Below are 15,987 nucleotides of genomic sequence, written 5' to 3'. Positions count from 1 at the left end.
TGAGATGGTCACCTCACTCCCGCCGGGCGACGGGAGTGACCCGTGTGGTCAGGCGTGACAGCGGTGGCCGGTGGGGCCGGAGGTCATGGCCCGGTGCTCACGCCACGCAGCGGGCGCGGATGCGGTCGACCGCCTCGTCCGGGATGCCGAGCCCGTCGCGGACGTACGCCTCCACCCCGCCGTACGCCCGCTCCATCTCCTCCAGCGCCGCCGCCAGATACGCGGGCCGCACCCCGAGGATCGCGTCGGCGATCTCCGGGTCGCCGCCCGCCGCCGTGAAGCGGTCGATGACGGGTGCGAACGCGGCCCGCACGGCCGGATTGACCGAGAGGTACTCCTCCCGCACGGTGGCCTCGTCCGCGCCGAGGAGCAGCAGGATCACGGTGGCCGCCCAGCCCGTGCGGTCCTTGCCCGCCGTGCAGTGGAAGAGGAGGGGGCCGCAGTCCGGTTCGGCGAGTGCCGACAGCAGGAGGCGGTACGCGTCGCAGGCGGGCTCGGAGGTCACGAAGGCGCGGTAGGCGTCGCAGAGCAGCTTCTCGGCCTTGCCGTTGCCCAGGTGCTCCTCCGCGACCGCGGGGTTGCCGAGCACCGAGTCGAGCTTGGCCGGCACGCGCTCGGCGCCCGACATCCCGGCGGCCATCACGTCCGCGACGATCAGCCGGGCGCCCTCGGGCACCTGGTCGGGGCGCTCGTGCCGCTCGTGCTCGGTGCGCAGGTCCACGACCGTGTGGATGCCGAGGGCGGCGACCGAGGGGTCGAGCTCCGGGTCGAGCCGGTCGAGCTGGCCGGAGCGCAGCAGCAGGCCGGGACGGACGGCCGAATTGCCGGCGAGCGCGATGCCGCCGAGGTCGCGGAGATTGATGATCGTCGAGGCGTCGAACTGCGGCATGGGCGCGTCTCTCCTTGTCGGATTTCTACCGTTATTGTGCCGAACGGTAGCCGAGGGCGCGCCCGCACTCCGCCCAGCCTGCCTCATGCCCGCCGCGATCGTCCGCGCGAGGTGGCTTTTCCCGGGCGGGAGAGGACGGCTCAGGCCAGCCGCCACCCGCTGAACTCCGCCAGGCCCCGAGCGCCGCCGTCGTCGCCCGCCGTCAGGAACAGGCCCACGTCCTGCGCGGTGGCCGTGCCCGGCACCCGTACCTCCGCGATCACCTGCCACGTCCCGCCGCCGTTCGAGGAGCACTCCCCCCGGAAGACGTCCGGAGCGATCCGGCCGAGCCGCAGCAGGACCGGGGCCCGCACCCCGGTGATGCGCCGATAGGTGTCGAACGCCCCGGAACCGCTCGCGTCGTACGACAGCACCACCCCCTGCCCCGGCGTCACCGCGAGGTTCACCGCCCCCGGCGACCGCGCCGCGAGGCCGTTGCGCGCGATGATGCCCGTACGCGCCCAACCGCCCGTGTCCGTCTGGCCGTCGACCCGCACCGTCGCGGTGCCGCCCGCCGTCAGCGCGCCCTCGCGGTAGAGCGCGCCGAACTGCTCCGTGCCCTTCCACAGGTCGGCGCCGGAGCCGTCGATCGCGAAACGGTCGGTGCCCAGCTGGCCGAAGACCGCGGCGTTGTTGTCGACCGTGCGCCACCCCGCGGCGAGCGGCCCGGCCAGGAACAGCGCGCCGCTCCGTACGCTCCGCACCCGCTGCTCGCCCCGCGGGCCGTAGAGCGCGCCCGCCTCGTACGGCAGCCGGCGCAGCGGGCGGTCGAGCGGCGCGGCGGGCGCGGTGACGCGCCACCGGACCGTGCCCGTGCCGCCGGGGGCCAGGCCGGGCAGCGAAGTGGGGCCCTGCGCCTCGGCCTCGAGGCCCGTCACGGCGAGATCGGCGCGCCCGGTGGCCCGCAGCCCGTTCACATTGGTGAGCGTGACGCCGACCGTGGCGGTGCCGCCCGGCGGCACGGCGGCCGGGCTCACGGCGGTGGTCAGCGCGCCCTGGTACGGGGCGGCGGCCAGCGTGTCCCGTACGCGTACGGCCGTGCGATAGGCGTCGGCCACCGGCCGCAGCGGGTGCGCCGCGCCCTCCCGCGTCCACGGCTCCTCCACCGCGAACCAGTCCACGGCCCGCGGCGGCCGCCCCTCGCGCAGCGCGTCCTCCAGCTCCTCCAGCCACCGCCGCCAGCGCGGCAGGTAGAAGCCGCCCATCAGGCCGTGCCAGTCGCGGTTGGCGTAGTCGTGCAGCTTCCCGCCGTCGGAGGTCGCCCGGCCGCCCCATATGGTCAGCAGCGCCCGCCCTGTGCGCACCAGCTCGTCGGCCTCCTCCGGCTCCGTGGCCATGGCGCGCGCGGCGGCGTCCCAGGGCCCCAGCAGGAACGCCCGGTGCGTGCCCGCGACGTCGTCGGCCAGGCCCATCAGCTTCAGCCACAGCGCCGCGAGCGCCCGGAAGGCGGCCAGGTCCCGGCGGTCGTGGGCGGCGCGGAGCTCGGGGAGGAGCTGCCTGCTGCGGTGCGCGAGCGCCTGGCGGGCGACGTCGGCCAGGTCGTAGCGGTAGGTGTCGCGGTCCCGCAGGTCCGCGCCGACCGCCAGCAGCCCGGTGAGCGCCGCGTCGAAGCGGGCCGGGTCGTAGGACAGGGCGTTCGGCGCGTACTCCCCGGCCCGGTCGGTGGCGAGGTCCGGGCGGGCGGCGAAGAGGCTGTCGTGCGGGTCGCTGCGCTCGGGCGCGTGCTGCCGGTACGCGGTGTCGCGCAGCGCCGCCCACGCCTCCCGGGCGGCGGCGTCCCGGCGGCCGTAGCGGAAGTCGGCGTACGTGCCGAACCACTGCGCCCGGTCCGGTGCCTCCTCCCGCCACGCCAGCTCCGAGAAGTGCTCGAAGGCGGCCGGGTCGCGGTCGGCTGCCTCCGGCAGATACGCGGTGCCGGCCAGGGCGCTGCCGGGTTTGTCCCGCCACGCGAAGAACTTCTCCTCCCACACATGGGTCTTCGCGCCCAGCGTCGTGCGCCCGCCGAAGTTCGGGATGCTGCCGAAGGCGTACGGGGTGCCGCCCCAGTCCTTCTCCCGGTCGGTGATCCCCTCGAAGCGGTCGGAGATGCCGTCGACGATCAGCATCCGCTCGCGGTCGACGGCGTCGAGCAGCTCGGGGAGCGGGTTGTTCTCCCAGCCGAGGATCACCCAGGTCGCCTCCGGGTGCGCGGCGCGCAGCGCCCGCTCCACGCTCCGGGCGGCGGCCGCGACGGGGACCCCGCCCGCCGTGCCTCCCTCGTGCAGCAGGTCCATCTTGAAGTGCGCGGCCTCGCCGAACAGTTCGCGCTGGTGCCGGTAGAAGGAGGCCGCGGTGCGGGCGAAGGCGCCGGTGCGCGGGTCGAGCCAGTCGGGGCGCTCGAAGCCGTGCCACTCGCCCTGGGGGACGACGCGGGCGCCGGGATTCCGCTCGGCGAAGCCGTCGGGCACGGATCCGTAGTAGCCCGGCAGGACGGGCGCCATGCCCAGCTCGCGCAGCCGGTCGCAGATCCGCCTGCCCAGCGCGGCGCGCCCGGCGATCAGCGCGGGGGAGAGGGGGCCGCCGTACCCGCTCAGGTTCTGGAGCAGCCACCACGGCTGGTGGGAGGGCGCGGGCAGCCAGGCGCGCGCCTCGGCGTCGTCGTATCCGCAGTCCAGCAGGGTGCGGTGGTGGACCGCCTCGTGCCCGGCGATGACCAGGACCTCGTTGCAGCCGTGCAGGGCGAGGATGCCGATCATCCGCTCCCAGTAGGGCCAGTCGGCGTACGGGAAGGTGTAGCCGTCATTGGTGTCGTTGAGCGCGAAGCGGTGCGGGAGCGCGGTCGTGCGCCGCAGCGGTCCGCCCGGCGCGGGGAGGGCGGCCGGGAGGTCGAGGTGGCGGGCGCTCCAGGTGATGTGGGCCCCGCACACGTACTTCAGATACCAGTGCACACCGGTCAGCAGCACCGCCGGGCTCGTGCCCGCCACCTCGATCCGGCCGGTCGTGCCGGTGACCTCGAAGCGGTCCGGGCCCTGCGGGAGCGGGGTCAGCAGGAACTGCCGCGCGTGGTCGGGCAGCAGGCGCCCCAGCGCGGCGTGGGCGGGGGAGGGATCGAAGGGTGCGGGGCGCCGGGACGCGGAGGCGGCCGCGGGGGAGACACCGAGGGCGGCTCCCGCGCCGATCGCTCCGACGGCCCCCAGCACCGCGCGTCTCGACGGCGACGGCGACGGCGACGGCCTCGGCAGCTCGGTCATGGCGCTCCCCACTGTGCGGTATGCGACAACGCACGCGTGCGAGGCGCACGCTAGCGGGGGCCATCAGAGGGAGCAATGGGGGCCCGAGGCCCCGTTGACCACGGCCGGGGTCTTGTGCGGGGGTCTTGCACCGGGGTCTTGTTCCGGGGTCTCAGCCGCGGTCGAGGTAGGCCAGAACCGCGAGTACCCGCCGGTTGTCGTCGTCCGACGGCGGAAGGCCGAGCTTCGTGAAGATGTTCGACGTGTGCTTGGCGACGGCCCGCTCCGTGATCTGCAACTGCGCGGCGATCGCGGCGTTCGACCGCCCCTGGGCCATCAGCTCGATCACCTCCCGCTCGCGCGGCGTCAGCCGCCCCATCGGCGTGTCCCGCGCCCGCCGGGTCAGCAGCTGCGAGATCACCTGCGGATCCATCGCGGTGCCGCCCGCCGCCACCCTCCGTACGGCGTCGATGAACTGCGCCGCGTCGAACACCCGGTCCTTCAGCAGATACCCGATGCCCCCGGTGCCGTCGGCCATCAGCTCCCGCGCGTACAGCTGCTCCACGTGCTGGGACAGCACCAGCACCGGCAGCCCCGGCGTCCGCCGGCGGGCGGCCAGCGCGCACTGCAGCCCCTCGTCGGTGAACGAGGGCGGCAGTCGTACGTCCACGATCGCCACGTCGGGCTCCAGCTCGGCGAGCGCCCGGTCGAGCTCGGGACCGCTCTCCACCGCCGCGGCGATCTCGAAGTCGAACGCCTCCAGCATCCGGACCAGGCCGTCCCGCAGCAGGAACAGGTCTTCGGCGAGCACTACGCGCAAGGGGAACTCCACGGGATGGTGACGGGGCGTCAACGGAGGATGCAGGGGATCTCCATCGTGACCATGGTGGGCCCGCCCGCCGGGCTGTTGACGGCCAGGACGCCGTCGAAGGCGCCGAGGCGGCGCTCGATGCCGAGGAGGCCGGTGCCGCCCGTCCCGCCCCGGCCGCCGGAGGACGGCGCCGCGCCGCCGCGGCCGTTGTCGGTGACGGCGATCCGCAGCGACCCCTCGGCATGGCGCACGTCGAGCCGGACCCGCTCGGCGCGGGAGTGCTTGGCGGCGTTGGTGAGCACCTCGCTGACCGCGAAGTACACGGCCGACTCGACCGGCTCCTCGGCCCGCCCCGGCAACTGGACGTCCACCTCGACGGGCAGCGGCATCCGCAGCGCGAGGGCGCGCAGGGCGTCACCGAGGCCGCGCTCGGCGAGTACGGGCGGGTGGATGCCGCGGACGAGGTCGCGCAGCTCGGCGAGGGCCTCGGCGGAGTCGGCGCGGGCAGTGGCCAGCAGCCGCTTGGCCCGGGCGGGGTCCTGCTCGATCAGTGCCTCGATCGTGCCCAGGCTCATCCCCATCGCCACCAGCCGGGCCTGCGCGCCGTCGTGCAGGTCGCGCTCGATGCGCCGCAGCTCGGCGGCGGAGCTGTCCACCGCGTCGTGCCGGGTCTCGGTGAGGTGCTCGACGCGCAGGGCGAGTTCCCGTTCCCGGGTGGGCTGCAGCAGCTGCTTGGCGAGCAGGAAGTGCGCCCGCAGGAGGTACTGGTTGACGAAGATCCCGAGCACGCCGAACGCGAGGCCGGTGACCGCCGCCAGATTGGCGGTGAACTGGTCGGTGACCGGTACGAACGCGAACCACTGCACGTCATTGGCCCGGACGATCGGCTTCCAGACACCGAGGGCCAGCACCAGGCCCCAGAAGACATAGACGATCAGCGTCGCGGGCAGCAACGCGAGCACCGCGCCCGCCGACAGGTCGACGAACAGCCACTGCACGTCGCGCCACGTCGCCTTGTCCTTGAGCAGGGTGAGGCAGTGCTCCACCTGCCCGGCGAACCCGTCGCGCCGCGCGGGCAGCTTGCGGTACGGAGCCGGAATGCGCACCCCCGACCACGCTTCGGCCTGGTGGCGCCGCCGGTCGGCGTAGGACCGCACGGCCGACAGGACGACCGGGGTGGTGAAGAAACCGATCCCCAGCATCATCAGCACCAGGGATATCAGTGTGAACGCGAAGAGCAGCGTCGACATCACCATCCCGAAGACCGTCAGCCACAGCCCCCGAGCCGCGGCCAGCAGAGCATTGGCGATCTTCATTCCGGTGTCCCCCGTGCGCGTCGTCCCAGGACCGCGGCTCGGCCCCGAACTGACTCTAGTCTCCGCGCGCACACCCGCCCGGTCACTGGGGTCACCACCCCGGCGATGGTGTACCTAACCCCCCTGACCTCGGACGATCCCTTTCGGGGACGGCTTGAGCGGCGCTGTTCAGTAGCCGGCGGGAGGCGCGTACTTATAGCCCACGCGACGCACGGTCACGATCGAAGCGCGGTGCTCCGCACCCATCTTGCGGCGCAGCCGGGCGACGTGGACATCGACCGTACGGCCGTCGCCCACGTGACCGTAGCCCCACACCGTGGTCACCAACTGGTCGCGCGTGTGCACCCGGTGGGGGTGCGCGACGAGATGGGCCAGCAGCTCGAACTCCAGGTAGGTCAGATCCAGCGGCTTGCCCGCGATCCGGGCGATCCGCTGCTCGGGGTCGATGCTCACCAGGGCATCCCCCCGGGTGGTGGCCGCCGAGGCCTCGGGGGCGGGCTGTTCCGCCGGCACGAGCACGAGATAGCCGATCATCGGCGGCTGGCCGGGGAGCGTGGGCACGGTGTGCTGGGGGGCGGGCAGCCAGGTCGCGGCACCGGAGTGCAGCAGCTCGGCGACCGGCGGCACCTCGTCCGGGGCCACGGCCCGCAGTCGGTGCCGGTGCGCGCCGTGGGCGGCGGCGGGGACGCCCGAGGACGCCGGGGCGGGCGCGGTGAGGGTACGGAGGTTCGTCATGGAGAGCTCAGCTCTTTCGCGCGGGAGACCGTCGAGGGACGTGCGTTGCGCGGGCCGTTGGCCGGTACCGGTGACCGGCGGCTGACTTCGACGTGAGGGTCAGCGAGGGGAGTGGGCCTGCGCGGGAGTCGCGCGGCAACACACTCGGTCGAAGTCGTGGTGCTGGCGGGAAGGCCAGAAGGGCTCGAGGTCGCTGCGACCCGTCGCGGTGTTCTGGAAGCTGGCCATGCGCCTATTGAAGCATGACCGGCGACGGGAGAGCAGGGGTTACCGCAGGTTGTTGCCGCGTTCCGAACGCACGCGGGCACCGTGAAGGCTGCGGCCCTGGGCGGAGCCCCGGCTGCGAGCCGCACCGGGAGGCCCGGCGGGGCTCGCACGCCCGGCGCTCCGCGCCGGAGGCTCAGCGCTCCATCACCTCCGGCTCCGGCTCCGGCTCCGCCTCCAGCTCGACCGGCTCCCAGTCATAGCCGTCCGCCCAGCCCTCCGCGCCGCGCGCCCACGCCACGAAGACGGCCACGACCTCCTCCGCGTCCGCCATCCGCACCCCGAAGTGCCGCTCCGCCGAGCCCTCGCGGAACTCCACCTCGTACGGCCCGTCGCCCTCGTGCCACGTCTGGATGTAGTGGTCACCCTCGCGCCCGTCGGCTATTCGCTCGACCACCACGAAGCGGTCACCGTCCGCGCCCAGCCGGCCGATCAGGCGGGCCAGCTCCTCGGCGTCGATCCCCGAACGGACCTCGCCGGGCTCGGTGTTCACGGTGATGGGCAGCATGGTTCCCCCTCGCTCCGGGGACCGCTCGCGATCAGCGGCCCGCTTGGAGGAATCTTGTCACCCCGCACTGACATCCCGGCGACGGCGGGGTGGCGGTGGCTTCCTGGCGATCAGTGGGTTGACAGCAGTTCCTTGATCGATGGGTCATGCTTGGCTATTTCGGGATGACTTGCCGGGATGGATCAATGGACGGTTTCGGCGACAAAGGCTGCGCGGACTCTGGGGTGTCGACGCGGACGCTTCGCAGGTATACGGCACCTCCGGGGTGCTGGCGGACCGCAGGTCGCCGGGCGGGAAGCGCATCTTCTCCAGGGGTGGAGCTGGAGGCTCTGCGGGCCGGGGCCGGGGCTGCCGGACGTTGGGAGCGTGGTGTTGTACGAGCGTGTTCCGTCGCGGCGGCAGCGGCCCGAGGGAGATCTTGGCCGGCAGATGGCCCGGTTGCGGAAGGCTGCGGCGGGTCGGCCGGTGGTGGGTGAGTTCTTCGATGTCGCGTCCGGGCTGTCGGACGAGTGCCGGGGCCTTGCGCAGGGCGTTGGTGTGGTGCCGGCGGCTGGAGGTGTCGGTGCTGCTGGTCGGGCATGAGGAGCGTCTTGCCCGGTTCGGAACTGGGGTTGTACGGGATGTGATGCTGCCGTTCTTCGATGTCGGGCTGGAAATCACCGGTACGGATGAAGCCCTGGATCCTTGGCAGGAGTTGGAGCTGGTGCGGGAGATTCTGGCTGTGGTCAGCTCGTTCTCCGGCGGGTTGTGCGGGCAGCGTTCGGTGAAGGCCAGGTCGTTGACGAAGGCAGTCAAGTCCACTGTCTGCCATCCGGACTTGTGGTACATGTTCGGCCACAGCTTATGGAGTGATCTTGTCGACCGGGGAGGAGGCCGACCAGTGACGCGCAAGAAGCGAGGTAAGCGACTTCGCGTACTGGCCAGCCCGTTCACCGTCGATGCACCGTCCGGTGCCCGTATACGCGACCGTGTGCACGGCACCGACGCTGAGTTCGAAGTCCTCACGCTGGTTGGTCGGCATCTGGGTCACCATCAGCGCGCTGACCTGGCCTGCCGGGTGGAGATCGGCAAGGTGCCGGTGAAGGACAACCAGCGCACCGAGCGGAAACGCTCGCTGACTAGGGTGTCGTCCTCGCGTATGGCCGGGGCGATGACCAGGGCGAGCGAGGACCAGTATCAGCTCTCTCTGCGGTGCCTGTACGACGAGGCATCGTCTCTGCGGCGCGCGATCCGCACCATCACCCGACGCCTGGCCGCACCGTGCGGCGGCAAGGAGGGCAAGGCCCGCGGCTATAAGGACCAGGTCGAGCGGTTCGGCAAGCAGCGCCGCTTGCAGGTCCTCACAGCACGCCTCGCCCGCGTTGAGCAGCGGATCGCCTCCGGAAGGCCGAGTATCGCAATCGGCGGACGCCGCCTGGCGAAGGCCCGGCACAACCTGGAGAAGGCCCAGATCACTGAGGCCCAGTGGCGTGAGCAGTGGGATGCCGCCCGGCTGTTCCTGACCGCTGACGGGGAGTCCGGCGCGCCGTTCGGGAACTACACGATCTGCGTGGACCCGAACGACGGCAGCGTGACGATCGTGCTCCCGGAGCCGCTGCGGCATCTGGCGAACGCGCCTCGGGGCCGGTACCGGCTGGGCTGCACCGTGCAGTTCTCCCACCGCCGGGAGGAGTGGCTCGACCGCGTGACCGCGAACCGGGCGGTCCGGTACGACTTCATGTACGACCCGGTACGCGGACGCTGGTATCTGGATGCGTCCTGGTCGACCGAAACGGCCGTGCTGCCCACCCCGGAAGAGATCCGGACCTTTGGTGAGCGGACGATCGGCATCGACCTCAACGCCGATCACCTTGCCGCCTACGTCCTCGACCCGCATGGCAATCCCATCGGCGAACCGCACACCATTCCCCTCGATCTGACCGGCCCCGCATCGCAGCGTGACGGCCGTCTCCGGGACGCGATCACCCACCTCATCCATCTCGCGAAGCAGCATGACTGCGCGGGGATCGTGGTGGAGAACCTCAACTTCGACGACGCCCGCGCCGTGGGCCGGGAGCGAATGGGCCGAGGACAGCGCGGCAAGAAGTTCCGCCGCACCGTGGCCGGTATCCCGACCGGACGGTTCCGGGAACGGCTGCGCGGCATGGCGTTCCACGCCGGACTCGTCGTCATCGCGGTCGACCCGGCGTACACCAGCATCTGGGGCGAGAAGTACTGGAAGACCCCGCTCCAGCAGACCAGTAAGAAGACCACCGTCACACGCCACCACTCGGCGGCTGTGGCTATCGGCAGGCGTGGCCTGGGACACGGAATCCGGCGTCGGCCAGGTGTGACCGCCAGCGACCAGAGGATCGCTTCGCGGAGAGCTACCGGCCAGACCGTATCCGTTCCCAGGCCACGCGGGACCGCGAGCCCACCCAGGACAGCGAGCACGCCCGTACGAGGCGGTAAGACCCGACTGGACCAAGGTGACCAACTCGCGCCGTTCCCCGACCTCGAAGACCGTTCGCGGGGTCACCGGATCACCAATCCAGTTTGCCGTGATCCGGCCAATCACGATAGGAACAGTAGTGGTCCGAGAGGTTGGTGTACGTGTAGTCCATGAGTCGTCTGTGGCAGTGCCGTGGACACCGCGACCGCGGCGAGTGCGGAGGCGATTCTTGCGGACTTCACGGGCTTGATGTGCGGCACTGCATCTCCCTGAGGGTAAGGGGTGTATGAGACGGTGCCGCCGACATCAAATCAAGCGCGATTACTTCCAGTTGGCCGCCGGGTGATCGATTTGCTTACGGGAGCGGTCGAATCCGCTCACCGGGGGAGCTCGCTGCCGGGCGTACGCATAGGTCGCGCACCCGGCTGGAAGAGTTCCGGCATCCTTTCCCCCTTGCCCGCGAGGAGCCCTGCCACCCATGACCACCACTTCCGGGACGCCCCGGCCGAAGGGCCTGTTCCTCGATTTCGGCGGCGTGCTGACCACGCCCGTCGCCCCCTGCACCTGCGCCTTCTGCCTGCGGGAAGGGCTCGCCCCCGACGCCTTTCTGAACGTCATCGCGACGGACCCGGTGGGAAAGGAGCTCTACCGGGACCTGGAGCGCGGGGCGATCCCCCAGGCCGAATGGAACGAGCGCACCGGAGCCCTCCTCGGAATCGACGGGACCGGCCTCATCGGCCGCGCCCTCGCCGACCTCCGCCCCGAACCCGCCCTCATCACCGCCGCCCGGGCGGCCCGCCGGGCGGGGGTGAGGGTCGGCGTCCTCTCCAACAGCCTCGGCTCCGGCCCGTACGACCCCTACCGCGGCTACGGCCTCGCCACGGACTACGACGTCGTGGTGCTCTCCGGGGACCACGCGACGCGTAAACCGGAAGCCGAGATCTACGCCATCGCGTTGGAATCCATGCAACTCCCCGCCGCGGACTGTGTATTCGTGGACGACTCGCCGCGCAATCTGCCGCCCGCGCAGAATCTCGGCATGGCGGTCGTACTCGACACGGATCCGTCCGAGACGGTAACCCGCCTCGAAGACGCCCTCGGCATCAGCCTCCGCCAGTAGCCCCGGCCTCAGTGATCAGGGCGTGGACCTGGACAGAGCCACCCGTACCGCCTCGTCCGTGCGGGCCACCACCGCCGATCCGTCGTCCGCCGTGATGATCGGCCGCTGGATCAGCTTCGGGTGCCCGGCGAGCGCCGCGATCCAGCGGTCCCGCGCCTCGGCATCCCGCGGCCAGTCCTTCAGCCCGAGCTCCTTGGCCTCCGCCTCCTGCGTCCGAGTGATGTCCCACGGCTCCAGCCCGAGCCGGCCGAGCACGGCGCGGATCTCCTCGGCGCTCGGTACGTCCTCCAGGTAGCGGCGGACGGTGTAGTCGGCCCCTTCCGCGTCGAGCAGCGACAGCGCGCCACGGCACTTCGAACAGGCGGGATTGATCCAGATCTCCATGCCCACCACCGTATCGCGAGACCCCTCAAGTGCGGTCTGACCTGGGCCGATTGTCAGTGCCAGGCAGTAAAATAGGGGGTGTTGAGCGAGGGCTCACACACGCGTCAGGAGGATGTCGATGGCCATAGCCGCACCACCTCACCCGAACCTGCCCAGTCTCCCGACCCTGCCGAGGAAGCGCCTGCCCGCGGGCCAACCACGCGAGTGGTACGAGACGCACAACCGCCGTCTGAAGGCCATGCGCCTGGCCATCGCCCTGCTCCACTCGGGCGTCCACACCCAGGACCGCGCCGACAACCGCCGAATCCGCGTGGCCGCGACCCAGATAGGCGTCCACGCCCCATCGGACACCACGTGCAGCCTGGTCCGCTCCCTCATCCACCCGAGCGCGGGCTGAGCCACGACGCACGGGTCCCCTTGCCTCTCCCGGAGGCAAGGGGACCTGACGGGCTCGGCTCTCGCTCAGCCCGCGAGCGACGCTCGCATGCGGTCCAGCCCGCGCAGCACCTCGTCACGGTTCTTCGCCTGCTTGATCCATGCCGGGAGGCGGCCGATGGCCCCCATCTTGCGCCAGGGCTCGTGCCAGGGGTCATGCTCGCGCAGTGTCGCCTGCACGTACTGCCGCAGCAGGTCGAGGTGTTCGGCGTTGTACGCCCACAGGAGGCCGTGCCGTGTCCGCGTCTGGAGCCACAGCGGCACCTGGAAATAGGGGTCGCTCATCTCGGGATCGCCGTACCAGCGGAAGGTGATCGACCGCGCCTCGCCCCGCTTCCGGGACAGCCCGCAGTGGCGGCATACGAGCCGCCGCTCCGCGGACCACGGGGGCGTCGCGCTGTCGGCGTCGCGGGGCACCGGGACGATCTGCGCCTGCCGCTCGCACTTCGGGCAGCGCACGAGCACCCTGTCGGTACAGGCGAAGTGGTACTTGTCGTGTCCGGGATCCCGGAAGCGGAGGGGCGGAGCAGCAGGTGCGGGCATCGCCCCAGGTTAGAACAACGGCTGAGCCCCGCCGTTGCCTCATGGACAGGGGCGGGGCTCAGCCGAACGCCGTGTTGCACAACTCTGGTGGCCCGTCATCTCAACTCAGGTCACCGAACCGCGCGATCTAGAGGTCGAAGTACATCTCGAACTCGTGCGGGTGCGGCCGCAGCTGGATCGGGGCGATTTCCTGGGTGCGCTTGTAGTCGATCCAGGTCTCGATCAGGTCGGAGGTGAAGACACCGCCCGCCTGGAGGTATTCGTTGTCGGCCTCGAGGGCCTCCAGGACCGCCGGGAGGGAGGTGGGGACCTGGGGGACGCCCGCGTGCTCGTCGGGGGCGAGCTCGTAGAGGTCCTTGTCGATCGGCTCGGCGGGCTCGATCTTGTTCTTCACGCCGTCGAGGCCGGCCAGGAGGAGGGCCGAGAAGGCGAGGTACGGGTTCGAGGACGGGTCCGGGGCGCGGAACTCGACGCGCTTGGCCTTCGGGTTGGAGCCCGTGATCGGGATGCGCATCGCGGCGGAGCGGTTGCGCTGCGAGTAGACCAGGTTGACCGGGGCCTCGAAGCCGGGGACCAGGCGGTGGTAGGAGTTCACCGTCGGGTTGGTGAAGGCCAGCAGCGACGGGGCGTGCTTGAGGATGCCGCCGATGTAGTAGCGGGCGGTGTCCGACAGGCCCGCGTAGCCCTGCTCGTCGTAGAAGAGCGGGACGCCGCCCTGCCACAGCGACTGGTGGACGTGCATGCCCGAGCCGTTGTCACCGAAGATCGGCTTCGGCATGAAGGTCGCGGTCTTGCCGTTGCGCCAGGCGACGTTCTTCACGATGTACTTGAAGAGCATCAGGTCGTCGGCCGCGGCGAGCAGCGTGTTGAACTTGTAGTTGATCTCCGCCTGGCCGGCCGTGCCCACCTCGTGGTGCTGGCGCTCGACCTGGAGGCCGGAGTTCTCCAGCTCCAGGGAGATCTCGGCACGCAGGTCGGCGAAGTGGTCGACCGGCGGGGCCGGGAAGTAGCCGCCCTTGTAACGGACCTTGTAGCCGCGGTTGTTCTCGACCGCACCGGTGTTCCAGGCGCCGGCCTCGGAGTCGATGTGGTAGAAGGACTGGTTCGCGCTGGTCTCGAAGCGGACGCTGTCGAAGACGTAGAACTCGGCCTCCGGGCCGAAGTACGCGGTGTCCGCGATGCCGGTGGAGGCGAGGTAGGCCTCGGCCTTCTTGGCGATGTTGCGCGGGTCACGGCTGTACTGCTCGCCGGTGATCGGGTCGTGGATGAAGAAGTTGATGTTGAGCGTCTTGTCGCGGCGGAAGGGGTCGAGACGCGCCGTCGACAGGTCCGCGCGGAGCGCCATGTCGGACTCGTGGATGGCCTGGAACCCGCGGATCGAGGAACCGTCGAAGGCGAGCTCCTCGGCCGGGTCGAACGCCTTCGCCGGGATCGTGAAGTGCTGCATCACGCCGGGCAGGTCGCAGAAGCGGACATCGACGAACTTGACGTCCTCGTCCTTGATGAACTTCTTGGCGTCGTCGCCGTTCTGGAACATCCAACTCCTCCTAGCCCGGCCGCGAGCGGTCGGGGTTGCTTCGGTGGCGCGGCCCATATGCGGTTTCGTGCACGTTCATATGCGGGTCCATATGCAGCGCCGCGCTGAGGCCGACCCTAGAGAGACGGGATTTCCCAAGCATGACCCATTTGTTTCGCCGAGGTTAACCGGAACATGGCTCGAAGCAGGGTCGAAACGGCGAATACCGGACCCGGACGGAAGCGAACGTATGCGGTCGCAGTACCGTGGTCAGGTGGACAACAGGCAAGCAATGGGCTCATGGCTCTCCGGACCGCGCGCGGCCGCCGAGGAGATGGGCGTCGACTTCGGGTACCGGGGCGAGCGCCTCGGACTGCCGGAGAGCGGACCGGGCTCGATCGCACGGCCCGGGCGGCGCATCGCGGCGATCTTCATCGACTGGGCGCTGTGCATGCTCGTCGCCTACGCGTTCCTGGCGGACGGCAAGGCCCAACAGACGGGCAACTGGGCCCTGCTGATCTTCTTCGTACTCAGTGTGCTCACGGTCGGTACGATCGGCTGCACCCCGGGCAAGCGCCTCCTGGGGCTGCGCGTGATCGGTGAGGACGGCGGCCGGCTCACGTTCCCGAAGGTCCTGCTGCGCAGCGTGCTTCTCGTGATCGTCATCCCGGCGATCATCTGGGACCGCGACAACCGCGGCCTGCACGACCGCTTCGCCCGGGCCGTCCAGGTCCGCATCTGAGAAGTCCGAGAAGAACGACACGGCAAAGAACGAAGGCGGGGCGGAACCTCTCGGTTCCGCCCCGCCTTCGCGTCGTATCGGGGGTTCCTACGGGCGCCTCAGCGCCCCTTCGGCATCCGCGTGCCCTTCGGCATCGGCCCCTTCGGGATGGGCATGTTGCTGAGCAGGTCGCCGAGCGCCCGCAGCCGGTCGTTGACGACCGTCACCTGGGCGCCGGGCAGCACCCGGGGGAGCTTGAGCAGCGTCGTGCGCAGCTTCTTGATGGGCACCTGGCCCTCGCCGTCGCCCACCACGATGTCGTGCACCGGGACGTCCGCCACGATGCGCGCCATGCGCTTCTTCTCGGCCGCCAGCAGGCCCTTGACCCGGTTGGGGTTGCCCTCGCCGACGAGCACGATGCCCGCCTTGCCGACGGCGCGGTGCACGACGTCCTGGTTGCGGTTCATCGCGACCGCGGGCGTCGTGGTCCAGCCACGGCCGACGTTCTCCAGGACCGCGGCAGCGGCACCCGGCTGACCTTCGAGCTGCCCGAAGGCAGCGTGCTCGGCCCGGCGTCCGAAGACGATCGCCATCGCGAGGAAGGCCAGCAGGAAGCCCAGGATGCCCAGGTAGACCGGGTGGCCGATCCAGAAGCCGATGGCGAGGAGCACACCGAAGGTGACGATGCCCACAGCCGCGACGACAAGACCGACCTTCGAGTCGACCTTCTTGGTCATCTTGTAGGTCAGGGCGATCTGCTTCAGTCGCCCGGGGTTCTCGGATGTTTCCTTCCTCGCCATAAGGCGAGTTTACGTGGCCTGCGGACCCGGGGCGGCCACGGCCTCCAGCAGGTGCTGCGCCTCGCGCCGGGCCTTGGCCCGGCGGCGGTCCTCCAGCACCGCGGTCCAGGCGTTCCGGCGGGCGGTGCGCTGACCACCGCGCATCAGCAGCCCCTCCAGGGCGCGCAGGGCCCCCGTGACGGACGGAGGCCTCACGGAGAGGGTGGCGGGCAGTGCGGAGGGCGGAGCGGAAGAGGCGCGTACCGGCGCGGCCTGCATGTCATGGT

At 71.0% G+C, this 15,987-nt stretch carries 15 protein-coding genes; 4 read left to right on the top strand and 11 right to left on the bottom strand.

The features are described 5' to 3' along the window. Positions 1–97: 97 nt before the first annotated feature. The 6 genes from DXZ73_RS14115 to DXZ73_RS14090 form a co-directional block, all read right to left on the bottom strand. Complete coding sequence (locus DXZ73_RS14115; protein WP_116211349.1) at positions 98–889, bottom strand: tyrosine-protein phosphatase; 792 nt, start codon at positions 887–889, stop codon at positions 98–100. Positions 890–1,029: 140 nt separating this feature from the next. Beyond that, positions 1,030–4,158, bottom strand: coding sequence for an alpha-N-acetylglucosaminidase TIM-barrel domain-containing protein (locus DXZ73_RS14110; RefSeq protein ID WP_116211348.1), 3,129 nt, complete (start codon positions 4,156–4,158; stop codon positions 1,030–1,032). Between the two features lie 151 nt (positions 4,159–4,309). Then, on the bottom strand, positions 4,310–4,957 hold the full coding sequence (locus DXZ73_RS14105) for a LuxR C-terminal-related transcriptional regulator (protein ID WP_116211347.1): 648 nt from the start codon (positions 4,955–4,957) through the stop codon (positions 4,310–4,312). Positions 4,958–4,986: 29 nt separating this feature from the next. Continuing rightward, positions 4,987–6,264 carry a sensor histidine kinase gene (locus DXZ73_RS14100; protein ID WP_116211346.1) on the bottom strand — a complete coding sequence of 426 codons (1,278 nt, stop codon included), beginning with the start codon at positions 6,262–6,264 and terminating at the stop codon, positions 4,987–4,989. Between the two features lie 168 nt (positions 6,265–6,432). Continuing rightward, positions 6,433–6,999 carry a winged helix-turn-helix domain-containing protein gene (locus DXZ73_RS14095; RefSeq protein WP_116211345.1) on the bottom strand — a complete coding sequence of 189 codons (567 nt, stop codon included), beginning with the start codon at positions 6,997–6,999 and terminating at the stop codon, positions 6,433–6,435. Between the two features lie 400 nt (positions 7,000–7,399). Continuing rightward, entirely contained in the window at positions 7,400–7,771 is a 372-nt protein-coding gene (locus tag DXZ73_RS14090) for a hypothetical protein (protein WP_116211344.1), read from the bottom strand. 562 nt (positions 7,772–8,333) lie between these two features. Between DXZ73_RS14090 and DXZ73_RS14085 the strand changes: the two genes are divergently transcribed. Together DXZ73_RS14085 and DXZ73_RS14080 are read left to right on the top strand one after the other, a co-directional pair. After that, the gene (locus DXZ73_RS14085) at positions 8,334–10,376 is read left to right on the top strand and encodes a hypothetical protein (RefSeq protein WP_240351332.1); all 2,043 of its coding nucleotides are present in this window, start codon (positions 8,334–8,336) and stop codon (positions 10,374–10,376) included. A 304-nt stretch (positions 10,377–10,680) separates the two neighbouring features. Next, positions 10,681–11,322: an HAD-IA family hydrolase gene (locus tag DXZ73_RS14080; RefSeq protein WP_116211343.1), complete on the top strand. Its 642-nt coding sequence runs from the start codon at positions 10,681–10,683 to the stop codon at positions 11,320–11,322. A 15-nt stretch (positions 11,323–11,337) separates the two neighbouring features. On the opposite strand, the gene DXZ73_RS14075 is transcribed toward DXZ73_RS14080, so the two are convergent. Further along, a complete protein-coding gene (locus tag DXZ73_RS14075; protein ID WP_116211342.1) occupies positions 11,338–11,706 on the bottom strand; it encodes an arsenate reductase family protein in 369 nt (122 codons plus the stop codon). Between the two features lie 118 nt (positions 11,707–11,824). Here DXZ73_RS14075 and DXZ73_RS14070 point away from each other — a divergent pair, with 118 nt between their 5' ends. Beyond that, entirely contained in the window at positions 11,825–12,103 is a 279-nt protein-coding gene (locus DXZ73_RS14070) for a hypothetical protein (protein ID WP_116211341.1), read from the top strand. A 65-nt stretch (positions 12,104–12,168) separates the two neighbouring features. Here DXZ73_RS14070 and DXZ73_RS14065 read toward each other — a convergent pair whose 3' ends face one another. Then, a complete protein-coding gene (locus tag DXZ73_RS14065; protein WP_116211340.1) occupies positions 12,169–12,684 on the bottom strand; it encodes a hypothetical protein in 516 nt (171 codons plus the stop codon). A gap of 127 nt (positions 12,685–12,811) precedes the next feature. Continuing rightward, a complete protein-coding gene (glnA, locus tag DXZ73_RS14060) occupies positions 12,812–14,221 on the bottom strand; it encodes a type I glutamate--ammonia ligase (RefSeq protein WP_116211339.1) in 1,410 nt (469 codons plus the stop codon). Between the two features lie 253 nt (positions 14,222–14,474). Between glnA and DXZ73_RS14055 the strand changes: the two genes are divergently transcribed. Next, entirely contained in the window at positions 14,475–14,942 is a 468-nt protein-coding gene (locus tag DXZ73_RS14055; protein WP_116215608.1) for an RDD family protein, read from the top strand. Positions 14,943–15,040: 98 nt separating this feature from the next. On the opposite strand, the gene DXZ73_RS14050 is transcribed toward DXZ73_RS14055, so the two are convergent. Continuing rightward, the gene (locus DXZ73_RS14050; protein WP_116211338.1) at positions 15,041–15,721 is read right to left on the bottom strand and encodes a DUF4191 domain-containing protein; all 681 of its coding nucleotides are present in this window, start codon (positions 15,719–15,721) and stop codon (positions 15,041–15,043) included. 9 nt (positions 15,722–15,730) lie between these two features. Continuing rightward, positions 15,731–15,979 carry a hypothetical protein gene (locus DXZ73_RS14045; protein ID WP_116211337.1) on the bottom strand — a complete coding sequence of 83 codons (249 nt, stop codon included), beginning with the start codon at positions 15,977–15,979 and terminating at the stop codon, positions 15,731–15,733. Between the last annotated feature and the right edge of the window lie 8 nt (positions 15,980–15,987).

This window comes from Streptoverticillium olivoreticuli subsp. olivoreticuli (genome assembly GCF_003391135.1).
GTDB lineage: Bacteria > Actinomycetota > Actinomycetes > Streptomycetales > Streptomycetaceae > Streptomyces > Streptomyces blastmyceticus.
Note: the sequence above shows the minus strand (reverse complement) of the source record. Positions and strands in the feature narration are given on the sequence as shown.